The organism is uncultured Arthrobacter sp. (assembly GCF_947493765.1).
Classification (GTDB): Bacteria; Actinomycetota; Actinomycetes; order Actinomycetales; family Micrococcaceae; genus Arthrobacter_D.
In genome coordinates this window covers 13,455-32,172 of record NZ_CANLSZ010000005.1, presented here as the reverse complement: position 1 = coordinate 32,172, position 18,718 = coordinate 13,455, and the positions used below count along the sequence as shown (strand labels likewise).

The 18,718-nt window shown below is 70.3% G+C and carries 15 protein-coding genes; 8 read left to right on the top strand and 7 right to left on the bottom strand.

Going from position 1 to position 18,718, the window contains the following annotated elements:
- The first annotated feature begins 78 nt into the window (after positions 1–78).
- Together Q0747_RS09125 and Q0747_RS09120 are read left to right on the top strand one after the other, a co-directional pair.
- Positions 79–1,773 (top strand): bifunctional 3'-5' exonuclease/DNA polymerase, encoded by a 1,695-nt coding sequence (locus Q0747_RS09125; RefSeq protein ID WP_298253830.1) that lies wholly within the window; start codon positions 79–81, stop codon positions 1,771–1,773.
- Positions 1,774–1,916: 143 nt separating this feature from the next.
- Complete coding sequence (locus Q0747_RS09120) at positions 1,917–3,401, top strand: hypothetical protein (protein WP_298253828.1); 1,485 nt, start codon at positions 1,917–1,919, stop codon at positions 3,399–3,401.
- On the opposite strand, the gene Q0747_RS09115 is transcribed toward Q0747_RS09120, so the two are convergent.
- Genes Q0747_RS09115 through Q0747_RS09105 form a run of 3 tightly spaced genes read right to left on the bottom strand, consistent with a single transcriptional unit; the run spans position 3,313 to position 6,467 of the window.
- Positions 3,313–3,996 (bottom strand): CoA pyrophosphatase, encoded by a 684-nt coding sequence (locus Q0747_RS09115; protein WP_298253827.1) that lies wholly within the window; start codon positions 3,994–3,996, stop codon positions 3,313–3,315. The genes Q0747_RS09120 and Q0747_RS09115 overlap by 89 nt on opposite strands.
- Positions 3,997–4,047: 51 nt before the next feature.
- Positions 4,048–4,869, bottom strand: a complete 822-nt coding sequence (gene nth / locus Q0747_RS09110; RefSeq protein ID WP_298253825.1) for an endonuclease III — start codon at positions 4,867–4,869, stop codon at positions 4,048–4,050.
- 56 nt (positions 4,870–4,925) lie between these two features.
- Positions 4,926–6,467, bottom strand: coding sequence for a hypothetical protein (locus tag Q0747_RS09105; RefSeq protein ID WP_298253823.1), 1,542 nt, complete (start codon positions 6,465–6,467; stop codon positions 4,926–4,928).
- Between the two features lie 197 nt (positions 6,468–6,664).
- Between Q0747_RS09105 and acs the strand changes: the two genes are divergently transcribed.
- Positions 6,665–8,623 (top strand): acetate--CoA ligase, encoded by a 1,959-nt coding sequence (gene acs, locus Q0747_RS09100; RefSeq protein ID WP_298253821.1) that lies wholly within the window; start codon positions 6,665–6,667, stop codon positions 8,621–8,623.
- Positions 8,624–8,688: 65 nt separating this feature from the next.
- Here acs and Q0747_RS09095 read toward each other — a convergent pair whose 3' ends face one another.
- Complete coding sequence (locus tag Q0747_RS09095; RefSeq protein WP_298253819.1) at positions 8,689–9,111, bottom strand: organic hydroperoxide resistance protein; 423 nt, start codon at positions 9,109–9,111, stop codon at positions 8,689–8,691.
- Positions 9,112–9,227: 116 nt separating this feature from the next.
- Between Q0747_RS09095 and Q0747_RS09090 the strand changes: the two genes are divergently transcribed.
- From Q0747_RS09090 to Q0747_RS09075, 4 genes are all read left to right on the top strand, one after another.
- Positions 9,228–9,809: a TetR/AcrR family transcriptional regulator gene (locus Q0747_RS09090; RefSeq protein ID WP_298253817.1), complete on the top strand. Its 582-nt coding sequence runs from the start codon at positions 9,228–9,230 to the stop codon at positions 9,807–9,809.
- A 107-nt stretch (positions 9,810–9,916) separates the two neighbouring features.
- Positions 9,917–11,242, top strand: a complete 1,326-nt coding sequence (locus tag Q0747_RS09085; protein ID WP_298253815.1) for an MFS transporter — start codon at positions 9,917–9,919, stop codon at positions 11,240–11,242.
- Positions 11,243–11,249: 7 nt separating this feature from the next.
- The gene (gene aroQ / locus Q0747_RS09080; RefSeq protein WP_298253813.1) at positions 11,250–11,720 is read left to right on the top strand and encodes a type II 3-dehydroquinate dehydratase; all 471 of its coding nucleotides are present in this window, start codon (positions 11,250–11,252) and stop codon (positions 11,718–11,720) included.
- A gap of 65 nt (positions 11,721–11,785) precedes the next feature.
- Positions 11,786–13,660, top strand: coding sequence for an ABC transporter ATP-binding protein (locus Q0747_RS09075; RefSeq protein ID WP_298253811.1), 1,875 nt, complete (start codon positions 11,786–11,788; stop codon positions 13,658–13,660).
- Between the two features lie 119 nt (positions 13,661–13,779).
- On the opposite strand, the gene Q0747_RS09070 is transcribed toward Q0747_RS09075, so the two are convergent.
- The 3 genes from Q0747_RS09070 to Q0747_RS09060 form a co-directional block, all read right to left on the bottom strand.
- Positions 13,780–14,721 carry an ABC transporter permease gene (locus Q0747_RS09070; protein WP_298253809.1) on the bottom strand — a complete coding sequence of 314 codons (942 nt, stop codon included), beginning with the start codon at positions 14,719–14,721 and terminating at the stop codon, positions 13,780–13,782.
- Positions 14,718–15,722 (bottom strand): ABC transporter permease, encoded by a 1,005-nt coding sequence (locus Q0747_RS09065; protein ID WP_298253807.1) that lies wholly within the window; start codon positions 15,720–15,722, stop codon positions 14,718–14,720. The genes Q0747_RS09070 and Q0747_RS09065 overlap by 4 nt, the downstream gene beginning before the upstream one ends.
- A 112-nt stretch (positions 15,723–15,834) precedes the next feature.
- Positions 15,835–17,529, bottom strand: coding sequence for an ABC transporter substrate-binding protein (locus tag Q0747_RS09060; protein WP_298253805.1), 1,695 nt, complete (start codon positions 17,527–17,529; stop codon positions 15,835–15,837).
- Between the two features lie 180 nt (positions 17,530–17,709).
- Between Q0747_RS09060 and Q0747_RS09055 the strand changes: the two genes are divergently transcribed.
- The gene (locus Q0747_RS09055) at positions 17,710–18,711 is read left to right on the top strand and encodes a DUF2332 domain-containing protein (RefSeq protein ID WP_298253804.1); all 1,002 of its coding nucleotides are present in this window, start codon (positions 17,710–17,712) and stop codon (positions 18,709–18,711) included.
- Positions 18,712–18,718 lie beyond the last annotated feature (7 nt).

Here is an 18,718-nt window from a genome sequence, read left to right as displayed (position 1 = left end):
GGTCCGCAGCTGATGGAAGCTATGTGGACAACCCTGGCCGATTGCAGGAATGACACCGCCACCGCGGACAATGTCCCCATGTACATGGCCGTGGCACCCGCGCCGTCGGGCTCCGACCACGGCACCGCCGTGGTGCTGCAGCCGCTCGCTGCCGACGCCCGGCCCGACGGCGAACGCGTCCTCGTGGAGCGGCAGGAACTCGCAGCCGCCGTCGCCCGGGCCGAGACCCGGCATCCCCGCTGGGTCTGGCAGGGCACCCGCCTCTGGTACCCGGAGCTGCTGGCCGCGGGGTTGGGCGTGGAGCGGTGCTGGGATCTGTCCCTCACGCGTTCCATCCTGGCCTGGTCGCCGTCGTGCCGCTCCTCGCCGTACCTCGACGCGCTGCGGACCGAAGCTCTGACGGAGCAGGCCGCCGACCTGCCCGGGACGCTCCTGCCCCGCCCCGCGTCGCCGGACCAGGAGTCCCTGTTCGACGAACCCCGGCGGGTCTCCGGCCCGTCCCTGGACGACGTCGTCCAGGAGCTCGCCGCCCAGCTGGCAGCCGTCGCCACAGCCGAGGGATCCCAGCGCCTCGCACTCCTCGTCGCCGCCGAGTCCGCAGGGTCACTCATCGCCACCGAGATGGAGCACTTCGGCCTGCCGTGGCGCCGTGACGTCCACGAGGACCTGCTCGAACGGACGCTCGGACCGCGCCCGCCCGAGGGCAGCCGCCCCGTGGAGCTCGAGCGCCTCGCCGACCAGCTGCGCAGCACGCTGCAGGCCCCCGCGCTCAACCCCGACTCGCCCCAGGAACTGCTGCGGGCCCTGCACCGCGCCGGGATCGACGTCAGGACCACGCGGTCCTGGGAGCTCGAACGCCAGCGGCACCCGGCCATCGGGCCGCTCCTGGCGTACAAGAAGCTCTCGCGGCTGCTGACGGCGAACGGCTGGGCGTGGCTGGACGCCTGGATCAGGGACGGGCGCTTCCGGCCGGAGTACGTGGTGGGCGGCGTGGTCTCCGGGCGGTGGGCGTCCCGCGGCGGCGGGGCACTGCAGATACCCCACCAGGTGCGCGACGCCGTGCGGCCCGACGACGGGCACGTCTTCGTCGTCGCCGATGCCGCGCAGCTCGAGCCCCGCGTGCTGGCCGCCCTGGGCCGCGACCCCGCTCTCGCCACTGCCGCCCGCGGCAGGGATCTCTACCAGGGCATCGCCGACCAGGGCTTCGACGGTGACCGGGCGAAGGCCAAGCTCGCCATGCTCGGAGCGATGTACGGGGCCACCAGCGGTGAGGCGGGGCGGCTGATGCCGCAGCTCTCCCGCGCCTATCCGCGCGCCATGGGGGTCGTGGAGGCGGCCGCCAGAGCGGGGGAATCGGGTGCGGGCGTATCGAGCCATCTGGGCCGGGGCTGTCCTCCGGCGACGGAGGAATGGCACGCGGGGCAACGCTCGACGACGGCAGAGGAACAACGCCGTGCCGAGGCATCGGCCCGGGCCAGGGGACGCTTTACCCGGAACTTCGTGGTGCAGGCCTCCGCGGCGGAGTGGGCTCTGTGCTGGCTGGCCGAGATCCGGCGACGACTCGACGCGAGCCCGATCACGGAACCCCGCAGCCGCATCGCCTTCTTCCTGCACGACGAGGTGGTGCTGCACGTCCCCGCCGCGCGCGCCGTCGAGGCGGAGGGCATCCTCGGCGACGCCGCCAGGGCCGCCACCCGGCTGATGTTCGGCGACATCCCCCTCGAGTTCTCGATCACCACCATCACCGTCGCCTCCTACGCAGACGCGGCATAGGCACCGGTGCACAAGCGCAACGGCACGGGCACCTCCATGTGGTCATGGCCGACTGCCGTCCTTGTCCACACCCGGGCACGAGCGGCTCTGCTGCGTCGGGCCCCGTTCTACGGTGGCGGCAGGAACGGGGAGAGGCGGATCGCGTGGGCGTCCTGAGGGTCGATACCGACCGGCACATCGAGGCGGCAATCCTCGAGTCCATTGCGGGTCGGCGGATCGCCGACGCGGCGCACCTCGCGGAGAGCAGCCTGCAGCACACCTCGGGGATGGCCGGCTGGGACGCGGTGGGCGCGGAATGGGCCGCGTCCTACGATCCTGCGGCCTCCGAGGTCCTGCGGGCCTGTCACGACCTCGCGCTCGCATCATCCGATACAGCGCTGGCACTGACCCTGGCCGCCGGCCGGTACATCAGCGCCGAACACGTGGCATCCATGGGGCTGAGCCGATTCCTCACACCTCCGACGCCGCCTGCCGTGGAGGAGTATGCAGGCCTGCGGCTTCCCTCCGCCGGCGCGCCGAACCCCGGCTGGCCACCGCCCTCGTGGGACATCATCGCCGGTATCGCCGGCGTCGTCTGGCCCGCCGGTGACCCGGATGCCCTCGGCAGTGCCGCCGCGGCGTGGACGGCGCTCGCCGACGGCGTCCGCGCGGCGCTCGACGGGCCGGGCACCGATGCGGGGCTCGCCGTCCAGGGCCTGCAGTCCGAGGATCTGGCGCTCTTCCGGGAGCGCAGCACGGTGGTCCGGGAGTCCGGGGGCCAGATTGCACGGGCCTCGCGGGACATCGCGGCAGGGTGCGAGGAACTCGCAACAGCCGTGCGGACGGCGCACCAGGAGCTGATCGACGAGACGGAGGGCTTCGTGCTCGAGTGCGCGGCCCTCGCCGCCGTCGGCGCCACGCTCAGCCTCGTGACACTCGGCGGGTCGGCGGCCGTCACCACGCTCGTCGGTGCCGCGAGGACGGCACAGATGGTGGCCAGGGTGCACGGGGTGATCTCCCGGCTCGCTCTCCTGGCACGGACCGGCGCGGTGGGGACGAGACTGGCCGGCGCCACCCGCATCACAGCGGGCCTCAGGACGCGGCTCCGCCCCCTCACCCCGATGCGAGCGGTGCCCGGGTGGACCCGGCCGTCGGCCCCGCTCGCGGGTGCACGGGCCCCGCTGGGCCGCCCCTCCCGGCTCGCGCCCGCCGCGCGGGTCCTCCGGCCGGTCGGCACGGCGGGCCTGAAGCTCCTCGACTCCAGGGCCGTCTCCGTCGCACTCTCGAGCCCGGCTTCCCTCGTCCGCGGCCGGCTGTCGCTCCCGGCGCGCAGGATCGTCGTGGGACAGGGCGCCGTGGGTGGCAGCGCGTCCGACCAGGTCTTCGCCCTGCTGCGGAGCAGGGGCATGGGTCAATCCGTCCTGCCCGCGGCCGAGGCCGCAGTGAGGACCCGGGACCGCATCGAGACGGCACGTGGACTCGTCGCCCTGCCCGGGGCGCTGAGGGACCGCTACGGCCCGGTCGTGGTCCACACCGCCCCCGTGCACTCCCCGGGCCGGCTCACAGGGGTGCGGGCATCTCCCTGGACCGGTCCCACGACCGGGTCCAGCCGAGCTCGTCGAACATCTCGTCCAGCAGCATCGCCGTGAACCCCCAGATCACCGCGTCCTCCGTGAGGAACGCGGGTGTCCTGCTGACGAAGCCGTCGCGGCGGACGACGGCGGTCCTGCGGTAGGAGGGGTCGAGCAGCCTGCTGACCGGACACCGGAAGACGAGTTCGGACTCGGCAGGGTCCACCGCGTGGACGGGGGACTGCTCGGACCACCAGCCGAGGACGGGCGTGACCATGTAGTTGCTGACGGGCAGGCCGACCGCCGGGAGCATTCCGAGGATCTCGATGCCTGTCGGGTCCAGCCCCGTCTCCTCCTCGGCCTCCCGCAGGGCTGCCGCGCCCTCGTCGGCATCACCGGCGTCGATGGCTCCTCCCGGGAAGGCCACCTGGCCGGGATGGTTGGAGAGCGAGCTCGCACGGACCACGAAGAGGATGTCGAGGTCGTCGGGTCGCGCCTCCAGGGGTGCTCGTGCCGGGCCTCCGGCATGGTCGCCCAGAAGGATCAGGACCGCCGCCCGGCGGCTCCTGGCCGGGTCGAAGCGTGCGAACTGCCAGCCGTCGGGGCGCTCCCTCGCCGTCCGCGCAGGGTCCATGGACCGCGCCCACCTCACCAGCTCGGCGTAGGCGCTCATGTCCGCCTCCGCACGGCACGCGTCTGCAGGGCCACTCCCGAGATCCGCGGGTCAGGCACCCAGACCGTACCCGGCGTCGCGCAGTTCCGCGCGGGTGCGCCCCGCCCGCATGAGTTCGAGCAGGTCCTCGCGCCCGGGCGAGAGCTCGTACTTGAGCAGTGTCGCGGCACGGACCGGGTCCGTCTCGCCCTCCCCGTAGGAGGGACAGAGCGCCGCGACGGGGCAGGCCCCGCAGGCCGGCTTCTTCGCGTGGCAGACACGCCGCCCGTGGAAGATGACCCGGTGCGAGAGCATGGTGTGGTCCTTGCGCTCGAAGAGCTCCGCGACGTCCTGCTCCACCTTCACCGGGTCGGCGGAGTCGGTCCAGCCGAAGCGGCGGGCGAGGCGTCCGAAGTGCGTGTCGACGGTGATGCCGGGGATGCCGAACGCGTTCCCGAGGACCACGTTGGCGGTTTTCCTCCCGACGCCGGGGAGCGTGACCAGATCCTCCAGCCGATCCGGTACCACTGCGTCGAACTCGTCGACGAGCCTGCGGGACAGCGCCAGGAGACTGGTGGCCTTCGCCCGGTAGAAGCCGGTGGGCCGGATGAGCTCCTGCAGTTCGGCCTCCTGCGCCTCCGACAGGGCCCGGGCATCGGGGTAGCGGTCGAACAGGGCACCGGTGGTGAGATTGACCCGCACGTCGGTGGTCTGCGCGGACAGCACGGTGGCCACGAGGAGCTCGAACGGGTTCCGGAAGTCGAGTTCGGCCACCGCGTAGGGGTAGGTCTCGGCCAGCACCCGGTTGATCTTCCTGGCGCGGCGCTTCAGGGCCACCGGGGACACCCCGCTCCGCGCGGAACCACCCGCGCCGTCAGCTGACCTGGCTGCCACGCACGTCTCCTCCCCCGGCGAATCCGCCGCTCCCGCTGGGGTCATGCCCCTGCGGATCAGTCGCGCGGAGCGCGCTCGATGTTCCGCAGGTCCTGCAGGATGCCGACCATCCCGGTGCGCTTGTCCTGGACCAGGAACTCGTTGCCCCGGTCCTCGATGCCCACCTCCCAGTCACCGGGTTCGAGGATGAAGAGCTCCCGCCCCGACTGCTCGTCCAGCACCGGGCGCGGCGAGCCGACCGCGAACCAGAAGGCCTCGACGACGGGCTCGTCGTCCTGCGCGGACCGGGTCGCCGTGATGGTCTCGCGGCGGTCGCTCTCCTCCGCCGCGTCCTCCAGCGGGCCGGAGCCGTTCTCCTGCGCCTTCGGATGGTCCACGTCGATCACGCCGTCCAGCCCGGCCTCGTCCACCGGAATCACCGGCGAGCGCGTGGTGGAGGCGCCGTCGTCGTCGGAATTCTCGGTGTCGGTGCCCGTCGCATCGGTGTCCGACACGGCGTCACCTGCGGCGTCCGACACGTCGGTACCGGTCGCAGCAGGCGCCACGGGCTCATCGCGTGCGGCGTCCCGCTCCACCGCGTGGGAACCCTCGGCGGTGGCTCTCGACGGCTGCCCGGCGGAATCGGAGCGGGCGGATCCCGCTCCCGTCGTGTTTGGTTCGCCGACCTCGGCCTCCGCCGGTGCGAGGCCGGACTGGCCCGAGGCCGCGACTCCCGCCCCGACGGCTCCGGCAGCCCCTGCCCCGTAGAGACCGGCGCCGTTCTGCCGCGGGATGGCCACGGCCGGGTTGATCCCCCCACGGTGGTCCGACACGCGATCGTCCGACGCGCTGTGGGCCGACGGGTCGTCACCGAACACCCGCGAGGAGGTGCCGGGACCGTCCGCGACGGTATCGCTCCGGGCCTCGGACAGGGACTCGTCGGAAGCCTTCGGCGGCTTCGCGGGGCGCGGCCGGGCGGCGGTCGCCGGCCGTGCGAGGCGGTGGGCCGGCACCTCCGGACGGTCGAGGAAGTCGTTCCTGATGACGGGCAGGTAGGGTCCGACGACGGTCGTGGCGATCAGCGCCAGGGAACCGATCAGCCCCAGGAGCGACCCGAGTCCGAAGACCGTGACGGTCTGCAGGAAGAAGTAGACGGCAGCCAGGACCGCAGTCACGGAGGCGAACTGGTCGACCGACAGGGATCCGACCCGCAACCCGGACGTGCCCATGCGGCGTCCGGCGAGGAGTGCGCACGCCGCGACGGGCAGCAGGATCCCGATACCGATGTAGAACAGGGGCGCGGTGTTCCAGAAGTTGACGTAGCCGAGCGCACCGCCGATGAACGGCAGCAGTGTTCCGACGAACATGACGAGGACCCCGCCGCCGAAGACCACCTCGCGCAGGGTGAAGGGACCAAGGAGTGCACTGCTCGGGCCGGATGCGCCCAACTCGTCAGGTTCGGCCGCCCCGGGATCACCCCGGTCCTCGTCCGCTCCCGGCGCGGGGGCGCCCGGTTCTCCCGTGAATGCCTGGCTCATGGTGTACTCCCGTTCGTTGCACGTCTTACCGCCGGCCCGCAGCACATCCCGGCGTCGGTCTCCTGCGTCCACCCTAGCCACCGCCTGTCTCCTTCTCCACCGGTGACGGGCGGGCGCCGCTCGTCGCACAATCCCCGCAACTCGGCTAGCCCTGTGACACGGGGCACACGCGGGGCCGGACGGAGTGGATAGTGTTCCTCTGGAGCACACTCGGGTGCGGCGTATCGTCGTACCACCGACCGTCCCGTCCGTCAGTGATACGCATAGAGGGGTAGACCATGAACGCCGAGAATCCAGGCGACGCCTTCGAGAACCTGCTGCGCGAGAACCGCCGCTTCCCGCCCAGCGAGGACTTCGCGGCGAACGCCGTGGCCCAGCAGTCGCTCTACGACGACGCCCAGGAGCAGGGTGTGGAGTTCTGGGCCGCCCAGGCGAGGAACCTCCTCACCTGGGAGCAGGACTTCACCCGGACGCTCGACTGGTCGGACGCGCCGTTCGCCAAATGGTTCGTGGGCGGGACGGTGAATGCCGCGTACAACGCCCTCGACCGGCACGTCGAGGCGGGCCTGGGTGACCGCGTGGCCATCCACTTCGAGGGCGAACCCGGGGACACCCGGACCATCACCTACGCCGAGTTGACGCAGGAGGTGAAGAAGGCCGCCAACGCCTTCGAGTCCCTCGGCGTGGAGAAGGGCGATCGCGTGGCGGTCTACCTGCCGATGATCCCCGAGGCGGTGATCACCATGCTCGCCTGCGCGCGCATCGGAGCCGTGCACTCCGTGGTCTTCGGCGGCTTCTCGGCCGATGCGCTCCGCAGCCGCATCGACGACGCCGAGGCCAAGCTCGTGGTGACCGCGGACGGCACCTACCGGCGCGGCAAGCCCAGCGCCCTCAAGCCCGCCGTCGACGGCGCCCTCGAGAAGGAAGGCCACACCGTCACGAGCGTGGTCGTGGTGCGGCGCAACGAAGAGCCGGTCGAGTGGACCGACGGGCGCGATCTCTGGTGGCACGACGTCGTCGACAGCGCCTCGGAGGAGCACACCGCGGTGGCGCACGACTCCGAGCACCCGCTGTTCATCCTCTACACCTCCGGTACCACGGGGAAGCCCAAGGGCATCCTGCACACCACCGGCGGGTACCTGACGCAGACGGCGTTCACGCACCTGAACACCTTCGACCTCCGGCCGGAGACCGACGTCTTCTGGTGCACGGCCGACATCGGCTGGGTCACGGGTCACAGCTATGTCGCCTACGCACCGCTCATCAACGGCGCGACGCAGCTCATGTACGAGGGAACGCCCGACACCCCGCACCAGGGCCGCTGGTGGGAGCTGATCGAGAAGTACAGGGTCTCCATCCTGTACACGGCGCCGACGGCGATCCGCACCTTCATGAAGTGGGGCCGTGACATCCCGCAGAAGTACGACCTCTCCTCGATCCGCGTGCTCGGTTCGGTCGGTGAGCCCATCAATCCGGAGGCGTGGATGTGGTACCGGGAGGTCATCGGCGGCGGGAGCGCCCCCGTCGTCGACACCTGGTGGCAGACCGAGACCGGCGCCCACATGATCGCGCCGATGCCGGGTGTCACCGCCACCAAGCCCGGCTCCGCGCAGGTCGCCGTGCCCGGGATCGCCGTGGACGTGGTCGACGAGATGGGGGAGTCCGTCCCGGCCGGCTCGGGCGGGTACCTCGTCATCCGCGAGCCCTGGCCCGCCATGCTCCGCGGCATCTGGGGCGATCCGGAGCGCTTCAAGGAGACCTACTGGTCGCGCTTCGACGCCATGTACTTCGCCGGCGACGGCGCCAAGAAGGACGACGACGGCGATCTGTGGCTCCTCGGCCGGGTGGACGACGTCATGAACATCTCCGGCCACCGGCTCTCGACCACGGAGATCGAGTCGGCGCTGGTGAGCCATCCGTCCGTGGCGGAGGCGGCCGTCGTCGGCGCGACCGACGACACCACGGGTGAGGCGGTGGTGGCCTTCGTGATCCTGCGCGGCTCGGCGAAGGACGACGACGACATCGTCACCACGCTGCGCACCCATGTGGGCAAGGAGATCGGCCCGATCGCCAAGCCGCGGAACATCCTGGTGGTCCCAGAACTGCCCAAGACCCGCAGCGGCAAGATCATGCGGCGCCTGCTCAAGGACGTCGCGGAGGGCCGGGAGGTCGGAGACTCGTCCACCCTGTCCGATCCGATGATCATGCAGCAGATCGCGGTCTCCCTGCGGAAGTGACTCGAAGCCACACAGGACAGGCCCCCGCTGCTGCGGGGGCCTGTCCTCGTCCCACGGGAGGGGCGTCAGCCGATGGTGGCGTCGACCGTGACCTCGATGTTGCCGCGCGTCGCGTTGGAGTAGGGGCACACCTGGTGCGCCTGCTCCACGAGGCTGTCGGCGGTCTCCTGGTCCACGCCGCCGATCTCGGCGTGGAGCGCCACCTCGAGCTTGAAACCGCCCTCCTCGGTAGGGTTGATCCCGACCTCGGCGGTGACCGCGGAGTCGCTGATCCTCGCCTTGCTGCGACCGGCCACGAGCTTCAGCGCGCTATGGAAGCAGGCGGCATACCCGAGGGCGAAGAGCTGCTCCGGATTCGAGGCACCACCGGCCCCTCCCATCTCCTTGGGCACGGCCAGATCGACGACGAGTCGGCCGTCGTCCGTGCGGGTCTCACCGTTGCGACCGTCGCCGGTCGCTGTGGCCACTGCCGTGTAGAGAGCGCTCATGAGTGTCGATCCTTCCGTCGTGGGAGCCTTCCGGCTCCCGGTGTTCCATGTAGACTAACTAGTAACTCTACCTCAATCAAATCCTGCTCTCCCACACCGATCCCTCCAGGAGCACGATGAGCACCGCATCCCCGGTCCGCGAGCGCATCCTCGCCTCGGCCACCCGCCTGTTCGAGTCGACGAGCATCCGCGCCGTCAGTGCCGATCGCATCGTCGACGACGTCGGCACCACCAAGGTCACGTTCTACCGGCACTTCCCCACCAAGGACCATCTCGTGGTGGCCTATCTCGACAGCCACCTCCTTCACCTGCAGGACGCCGTCCGGCAGGCGCGGACCGACGGTACCGACGCGTGCGGGATCCTCCTCCTCCTGGCCGAGGTCAACCACAGTGCAGCGTGCCGTCCCGGCTTCCGCGGCTGCATCTTCAACAACGCCGCCGCCGAGTACCCGCAGCCCGACCACCCGGTGCGCCGGGCGGTCGGGCGGTATCGCACGTGGCTGCACGATACGGTCTCGGGGCTGCTCACCGACCTCGGGGTGGACGAGCCGGCGGCGGTCGCCGCCCAACTGATCACACTGCGCGACGGCGCCATGGTCGCCGGCTCCCTGGACACCCCCGGCACCGTGGCCGACGTGCTGCTCCCGGCCGGTCGCACCATCATCGCGGCCCATCGGGGCGGGCCGCTGCCCGCCTGAGCACAGGGGCGGGCCGACCGTCGGCGCTCGGGCCGGCCAGGCAATGGACGGTGTGACGTTGCTCCTGAAAGTCGGCCGGGCGGCACGGGCGAGAGGACAATATCAGCGTGTCCACAACAGCGCAGCAGCCCCCCGCCTCGTCCCCGCGCATGGCCCGCCGGGTGGCCGGCGCCTCCTTCGTCGGTACGGCCCTCGAGTCCTACGACTTCTACGTGTTCGGCACAGCGGCGGCGCTCGTGTTCGGCACGGTCTTCTTCCCCGGGCAGGATCCGCTCGTCGGAACCCTCTCGGCCTTCCTGGTCTTCGCCATGGGCTTCGTGGCCCGCCCGCTCGGCGCCATCCTCTTCGGCCACCTCGGGGACAGGATCGGCCGCAAGCGCACCCTGATCCTGACGATCACCGTCATGGGACTGGCCACCGGCACGGTGGGTCTGCTGCCCGACTACGCCACCATCGGCGTCTGGGCCCCGATCATCCTCACACTGCTGCGGCTGCTGCAGGGCCTGTCCCTGGGTGGCGAGTGGGGCGGGTCCATCCTGATCGCCACCGAGCACGCCGATCCGCGCAAGCGCGCCCTCTACGCGTCGATCCCCCAGCTCGGCTCCCCCGTGGGCACCATGCTCGTCTCCGCCGTCTTCCTGGTCTTCACGATCGCCGCCCCGGACGCCATGACCACCTGGGGCTGGCGGGTCCCGTTCCTGCTCGCCTTCCCGTTCCTCGCCGTCGCGATCTATCTGCGGGTGGCGATCGACGAGACCCCCGTCTTCCGGAGGACCAGCCAGGCCGATGCGCTCTCCCGGGTGCCCTTCCTCGACGTCCTGAAGTCCCAGCCGGTCGCCATCGTGGTGGCCATCGCCTCCGCCGTCCTCGGCGTCGGCTCCTACTTCCTGCTCGTGACCTACACGCAGGCCTACGGCACCGACACCCTCGGCCTGTCCCAGGCCACGGTGCTGAACGCGGCCCTCGTCGGCTCCGTCCTCCAGCTGGTCACCATCCCCGCCTTCGGCTATCTCGCGATGCGCATCGGATCGGCGAAGGTGGTTGCGGGCGGGGCCCTCGGCACGGCCCTGATCGCGTTCCCGCTGTACTGGGTGATCAGCATCGCCACCGAACCCGTGTACATCGCGGCGATCATCCTCGGCGGCATCCTGCCCACGGCCAGCTGGGCCGCGCTCGGCGGGCTCATGGCCGACATCTTCAGGCCCGCGACGGCGTTCACGGCGCTGTCCTTCGCCTACAGCATCGCGGCGATCATCGCGGGCTTCGCGCCGTCGCTCACGCAGAGGTTCGGCATTGCCACCGACGGTGCCTGGTGGCACCCCGGCGTCGTCCTCGCAACGATGAGTCTCGTGACCCTCATCGGCGCGCTGGGCGCCGTGTCCCTGCGCTCACGAGCGGCGTATCCCGTGGAGGTCCCCACCCGTACGGCATAGTTGGGGCATGGCTCCCGCGCGCATCCTCCTGATCAACGGACCGAACCTGAATCTGCTCGGGAGCAGGGAACCGGCCGTCTACGGCACGGCGACGCTCGACGACGTCCTCCGCCTCGCCTCGGACGCCGCTGAGGCCCACGGCTGCACGACGACGGCGCTGCAGTCCAACCACGAGGGTGAGATCATCGACGCGATCCATGCTGCGCGGAGCTCGGCGGAGGGCATCGTCATCAACGCCGGAGCCCTGACCCACACGTCCATCGCGATCCGCGACGCCCTCGCCGGCGTCGGACTCCCGGTCATCGAGGTCCACATCAGCAACGTCCACCGGCGGGAGGAGTTCCGCCACCACTCCTACCTCTCGGCCGTGGCGGACGCCGTGATCGTGGGTGCCGGGATCGACGGCTACCGCCTCGCGGTCGACCACCTCGCCCGGACGCTGCTGACCCGACAGCCGCGCGAGGAACCGGGACACTGAGCCGCGCGCCACGTCAGGACACGCCGCGCACGCCGTACGATCCACGCATAGGGCACGATGGTGGCATGACGGACATCACTCCCGCGGGACGTGCAGCTGACCAGCCCGAGAACCCGGACGCACCCCTGCTCGAGGTGCGGGACCTGGAGGTGGTCTTCCGGACCACGCACGGCGAGGTGCGCGCGGTCGAGAACGCGAGTTTCACACTGCAGCGCGGGAGCGCGCTCGCGATCGTCGGCGAATCCGGGTCGGGCAAATCCACGACGGCGATGGCGTGCATCGGCCTGCTGCCCGCGAACGGCTCGGTCAGGAGCGGCAGCATCCTGTTCGAGGGCCAGGACCTGGTGCAGTTGCCGGAGTCGAGGATGCGGTCCATCCGCGGCCGGGCGATCGGCCTCGTGCCGCAGGATCCGATGTCCAACCTGAATCCGGTGACGAAGATCGGGACGCAGGTCGGCGAGACCCTCCTCGTCCACGGCATGGCCACGAAGAAGAACGTCAAGCAGCGCGTCATCGAGGTCCTGACGGCTGCAGGACTGCCCGATGCCGGGGAACGCGCCAAACAGTACCCGCACGAGTTCTCCGGCGGCATGCGCCAGCGCGCACTCATCGCGATCGGCCTCGCGTGCCAGCCCCGCCTGCTCATCGCCGACGAGCCGACGTCGGCCCTGGACGTGACGGTGCAGCGCACCATCCTCGACCAGATCGACTCGATGACCGAGCAGCTCGGCACCTCGGTGCTGCTGATCACGCACGACCTCGGTCTGGCCGCGGAGCGCGCTTCGCAGCTCGTGGTGATGCACCGCGGGCGTGTGGTGGAGACCGGGCCCGCCGAGCAGCTGCTCAACGACCCGCAGCACCCCTACACCCAGTCGCTCGTCCGCGCGGCCCCCAGTGTGGCCGCCGTCCGCCTGCGCCCCGGTGCGTTCACCGTCGACGCCGCCACGCGGCAGAAGCTGGCCGAGGAGGCCTTCGCGGAGCACGAGGCCGGGCGCACTCCGCACCACGACACCGCTGGTGCCGGCCAGGACGACCCCACCCGCGATGGCCTGCAGGACGGCGCCGGGAACGGTCGCGCCGGAGCGCACGCGGCGTCGTCGGACGGTTCGGGTGTGCCCGATGCCGGGCGGGAGGTAGGATCCACCAACATCGTGGAGCTCCGCGACCTCACGAAGGTCTACAGGCGCAGGGGCAGCAAGGACGACTTCTACGCGGTCAAGGACGTCACGCTGGATGTGCCGCGCGGCCAGACCGTCGCCATCGTCGGCGAGTCCGGGTCCGGCAAGACCACGACGGCGCGCATGCTGCTGAAGCTGATCGAACCGACGTCGGGCACCATGATGTTCGACGGCATGGATGTCGCCACGCTCGACAAGACGCAGCTCAACGACTTCCGCCAGCGGGTGCAGCCCATCTTCCAGGACCCGTACTCGTCGCTGAATCCCATGTTCACGATCGAGCGGATCGTCGAGGAGCCGCTCAACGCCTACAGGCGGGGATCGAGGAAGGACCGCGCTGCGCGGGTCCGGGAACTGATGGACCAGGTCTCCCTGCCGCAGAACGCCCTCCGGCGCTATCCCGCGGAGCTCTCCGGCGGTCAGCGGCAGCGCGTGGCGATCGCCCGTGCCCTGGCCCTGCAGCCCGAACTGATCGTGTGCGACGAACCCGTGTCGGCCCTCGACGTCCTGGTGCAGGCTCAGATCCTCAAGCTCCTTGGTGACCTGCAGTCGGAGCTGGGCCTGAGCTATCTGTTCATCTCGCACGATCTCGCGGTGGTGCGGCTCATCTCGGACTACGTCTGCGTGATGAAGGACGGGGAACTGGTGGAGGCGGCCAGCTCCGAGGAGGTCTTCCAGAATCCGCGCCATCCCTACACGCGCAGACTCCTGGCCTCGATCCCCGGCAACGAGCTCGAGATCGACGAGAACCTCGCCTCGTAGGCCTCAGGGCCACTCGATCCGGTCCAGGGTGCCCTTCGCCAGTTCCTGCTGCCCTACGAGAAGGTGCGCCGCGCAGACGACCCCGACGCCGGTCCGCGACGGGGCGCCACCGGGTGCGGTCACTTGGTGCGCGTCTTCGGGTCCAGCGCCTCGCGCAGCGACTCCCCCAGCAGTGTGAAGCCCAGCGCCGTGATGGCGATACACGCACCGGGCAGGAACGCGAGCTGGGGTGCCACTGCGAGTTCGGCCTGCGCGTAGGTGAGCATGCGCCCCCACTCGGCCGTTTGCGGCAGCCCGCCGCCGAGTCCGAGGAAGGACAGCGCCGCCGCGTCGATCACCGCCGTGGCCAGGGTCAGGGTGGCCTGGACGATCACCGGCCCCATGCTGTTGGGCAGCAGATGGCTCATGGTGATCGTCCGCCGGCTGAGCCCGAGCGTCTGGGCGGCGAGGATGTAGTCCGCCCCGCGCTGGGACAGCATGGTGGAGCGCAGCAGCCGCGCGAAGATGGGGATCTGCGAGACGCCGATCGCGATCATGATCGCGTAGGCGCTCTGGCCGAGGACCGCGGCGATGCTGACGGCGAGGAGCAGATTCGGGATGGACAGCAGGATGTCCACGAAGCGCATGATCACGCTGTCCACCCACCCGCCGAACCCGCCGGCCAGGACGCCGAGCAGCATGCCGCCCGCCAGCCCCAGCGCCGTGGAGACCACGCCGATCAGCAGAGAGGCCTGCGCACCCCAGATGAGCTTGCTGAGCACGTCCCCGCCGAAGCGGTCCAGGCCGAGCGGGAAGCTGTCGATGTCCCCCGGCCCCGGGATGGTGGTCGGCGTGATGTCCGTCCGGCCGGGGAGGTCGTTGCCGCCGTAGGGCGCCAGCACCGGCGCGAAGAGGGCCACGAGCAGGAACAGCCCGATGATCACCGCACCCGTGATGGCCTGCGGATTGCGTCGCAGGCGAAGGAACGCGTTCTGCCACAGGCCGGTCCCCTTCGCGGCGTCGATGGCGGGATCGTTCGGCGCGTCGGAGCCGCCCGCGGCTGGAGGCAGGATGGTACTCATTGCACACGCACCCTCGGGTCGATGACGGAGTAGGAGAGATCCACGACCAGGTTGATCAGGGCGTACAGGATCGCGATGAAGATGATGAAGCCCTGGAGCACGGGATAGTCGAGGCCGAAGATCGCGTCCCGCAGGAATCTGCCGATGCCGTTGAAGGCGAACACCGTCTCGGTCAGGACCGCGCCCGAGATGAGCAGGCCCAGCTGGAGCCCGATCGTGGTGACGACCGGCAGCATCGCGTTGCGCAGGATGAAGCTGCCCCGGATGGTGCGTTCCATGAGGCCCTTGGCACGCGCGGTCCGGACGAAGTCGGCGTTCTGCACCTCGAGGACCGAGGCACGCGTGATGCGCACGATGATCGCCAGCGGGATGGTGCCTAGCGCCAGACCCGGCAGGATCAGGTGGAGGAAGGCATCCCACGCGGCGTCGTACTCGCCCGTCAGCAGACCGTCCAGCACGTAGAAGTCCGTGTAGTGCGTGGCGTTGATGCGTGGGTTCTGCCGCCCGTCCGGGGGCAGGAGGGACCACTTGATGGCGAACAGGTACTTGAGAATGAACGCCAGGAAGAACACCGGCACGGTGATGCCGATGAGGCTCAGCACCACGGAGCCGTGGTCCACCAGACGGCCGTAGTGCCTCGCCGCGAGGTAGCCGAGCGGCACACCGACGCCGATCGCGAAGATCAGCGCGATGATGGTCAGCTCCAGCGTCGCGGGGAAACGCGTGGCGAACTCCTCGAGCACGGGCCGGCCGGTGTTGATGGAGACACCGAAGTCACCCTGCAGGAGCTTGCCGATGTAGGTGAAGTACTGCACGATCAGCGGGCGGTCGAACCCGTAGAGCTCGTTCACCCGGGCGATCGCCTCGGGGGTGGCCTTCTCCCCGAGCAGGGCGGTGGCCGGGCCGCCGGGAAGACTGCGGACCCACAGGAACAGCAGGACGGACAGGCCGAACAGGGTGGGGATGAGCAGGGCTATCCGTTTACCGATGACGCGCAGCACTCGCGGGATCCTTCCGGGTTGACCGGCTGACTCGGACTCTGCCGGCCCGGGCAGGGCCGGCGCAGCACGGGCCGGCCACCGACGAGGTGACCGGCCCGCGCGGGCTCTTCGGTTACTCGCTCAACTCGATCTCGGTGAAGACCTCGTCGTTGACGGGGCTCGCCGGGTAGGAGGTGACGCGGGGCGCGAACGCCAGCGACGGAGCGGGGTGGGCGAGCGGGACCGCCGGGTTGAACTCGGCGATCTGCTCGTTGATGTCCTTGTACAGCTCCGTCTGCTCGTCGCGGTCGCTGACGGCGCGCGCGTCCTCGAGGGCCGTGAACAGCTCGGGGTTGTCGAAGCCGAACTCGAGCTTCTCCTGCCCGAAGAAGACGCCGATGAAGTTGTCGGTGTCGTTGTAGTCGCCGGTCCAGCCGAGCAGGTGCAGCCCGTGGTCCGCCGTGCCCTGCACCTGGTTCAGGTAGTCGGGTGACCAGACCGCGGGTGCCGGTGTCACGGTGATGCCGACGTCCGAGAGCTGCGCCTGCAGGTTGGTGAAGACCTGCTCGGGCGTCGGCATGTAGGGCCGCGACACGTTCGTCGGGTAATTGAACGTGACCTCGAAGCCGTCGGGGTAGCCCGCCTCGGCGAGGAGCTCCTTGGCGCGCTCGGGATCGAAGTCGTACGTGGTGACGTCCTCGTTGTAGCCGTCCACCACCTCGGGGATGAACTGCGTGGCGACCGTGGTCCCCTCGGGGAGCGTCTGGTCCACCAGAGCCTGCTTGTCGATCGCGTGGGAGATCGCCTCGCGGACCAGCGGGTCCTTCAGCTCGGGCACCGCCTGGTTCATCCCCAGGTAGAGGATGGTGAAAGGATCGCGCGGGGTGATGTTGTAGCCGGCGTCCTTGAGTGACTGCGTGTCGGCCGGGGCCACGAGGTCGTAGCCGTCGATCGTGCCTGCCTCGAGGGCCTGCCGGCGAGCCTGCGGATCGTCGATGATCCGGAAGATGGTCTTGGTGATCTGGCCCTTGTCGCCCCAGTAGTCGTCGTAGATCGACAGTTCGAGCTGCTGGCCCACGTTCCAGGAATCGAACTTGAACGGCCCCGTCCCCACGGGCTCGCCCAGGGCGTACTCGCTGAGCGAGGGAGCCTCGGCGGTGCCGCCGATCTCGTCCGCGGAGAACTCCTCGAGCGCCGTCGGGCTCTGCATGGCGAAGGCGGGCAGCGACAGCGCCGGGATGAAGCCGGCGAACGGCTTCGCGAGATTGATGGTGACCTCGCTGTCACCGTCGGCCTCGCACGACTCGTACACGGCGTCCTCGGGATCGTCCGCGAACCCGCGGAACAGCGAGCCGTAGTAGTAGGACGTGGTCTCGGCCTGCTGGATCCCGGTCCAGTTGTACCAGCGGTCGAAGTTGAAGCACACGGCGTCGGCGTTGAACGGCGTGCCGTCGTGGAAGGTCACGCCCTCCTTGAGCTGGAAGACGGTGGACAGTCCGTCCTCCGCCGTCTCCCACGACTCGGCGAGCAGCGGGGCCGGATCGGCGGTCCCCGGCTCCACCCCGACGAGGCCCTCGAAGATCTGGCGGCTCACGCGGAAGGACTCGCCGTCGTTGGCGAACGCGGGATCGAGCGACTTGGGATCGGACGACGCGGCGAAGACGAAGGTGGGGTCGACGTCGGAATCGCCCCCACCCCCGGCGTCGTCCTCGCGTTCGCTCTGCACGCAGCCGGTGAGCAGGAGGGCTGCGATGGAGATTCCAGCGGTCAGTGCGGCGCGTGAGCGCGCGGTTCCCGTGCCACGCGCGGAGGTGACTCGTTTGGACATGTAGTGCTCCCTGGTGAACGAATGATGGAGGTCGCGGTCGGCGGCATCCACGTGGTTCCGGACGCCCCGCGTCCTGAACCGTGTGACGAGCCTAACTTCATGGACCGGTCTGTACGCTATTCGCCGCATCTGGATGGTTACGATTTGGCAACACGCGTGCACGATCGGGAGGGGTGGGGCATGACGACAGCAGCGGAGACGGCCGGGCGGTACCGGCGCTTCGCCGAGGTCGAGGCGCGTGGATATTCGCCCCGGTACGAGGCCTGGTGCCTGTCCATCAGCACGGACGGTGAGATCCTGGACCTCCTCGGGACCCTCCCGTCCCCGCGTCGCCAGCCCAATCTGTTCCTGGGAGCCGCCCGCTACCTCGGTGTGCCGATCGGTGACTACGCGGGCTTCCGGTCCTTCGTCCTGGATCATCGGGACGACGTCCGGCAGGTCATGCTGCAGCGCTCCACGCAGACCAACGAGGCGGGGCGGTGCGCCGTCCTGCTGCCCTCCCTCGCCGCGATCAGTACGGAGGAGGGCAGACCGCTCGCCCTGATCGAGGTGGGGGCGTCGGCGGGGGCATGCCTCTACCCGGACCGCTATGCCTATGCGTATGCACCGGGACCGGCCCTCCAGCCGCTCGGCGGTTCCACCGTGCCTGCCATCGAGTGTTCGGTCAGCGGTGACGTGCCGTTGCCCGCGACGCTCCCGCAGGTCCTCTGGCGCGCCGGGATAGATCTCCATCCGCTGGATGCGGGCGACGACGACGACGTCCGCTGGCTCGAGGCGCTCGTGTGGCCGGAGCACTCCGCTCGGGCCGAGCGCCTCCGTGCGGCGCTCGACGTCGTCCGCGCGGACCCGCCACTGCTGGTGCGCGGCGACCTCAACGAGCAGCTCCTGCCGCTCGTCGAGCAGGCCCCGCCGGACGCCGTCGTCGTGGTGTTCCACAGCGCCGTCCTCGCCTATCTCGACGCACCGGGCCGGGACCGGTTCCGCTCCACCATGCTGGACCTCGTCCGGGGCCGCGGGCGAGCGGTCCACTGGCTCTCCCACGAGGGCCACGGAACCCTGGCCGGGGTCAGCGGCGCCCTGGCGAAGGAGGCCCAGGAGCGCGACGGGCGTTTCCTGCTCCAGCACAACGGGCACGCGATCGCCAGGACCGGCCCGCACGGCCAGTCGATCGAGTGGCTGTAGCGCAGGA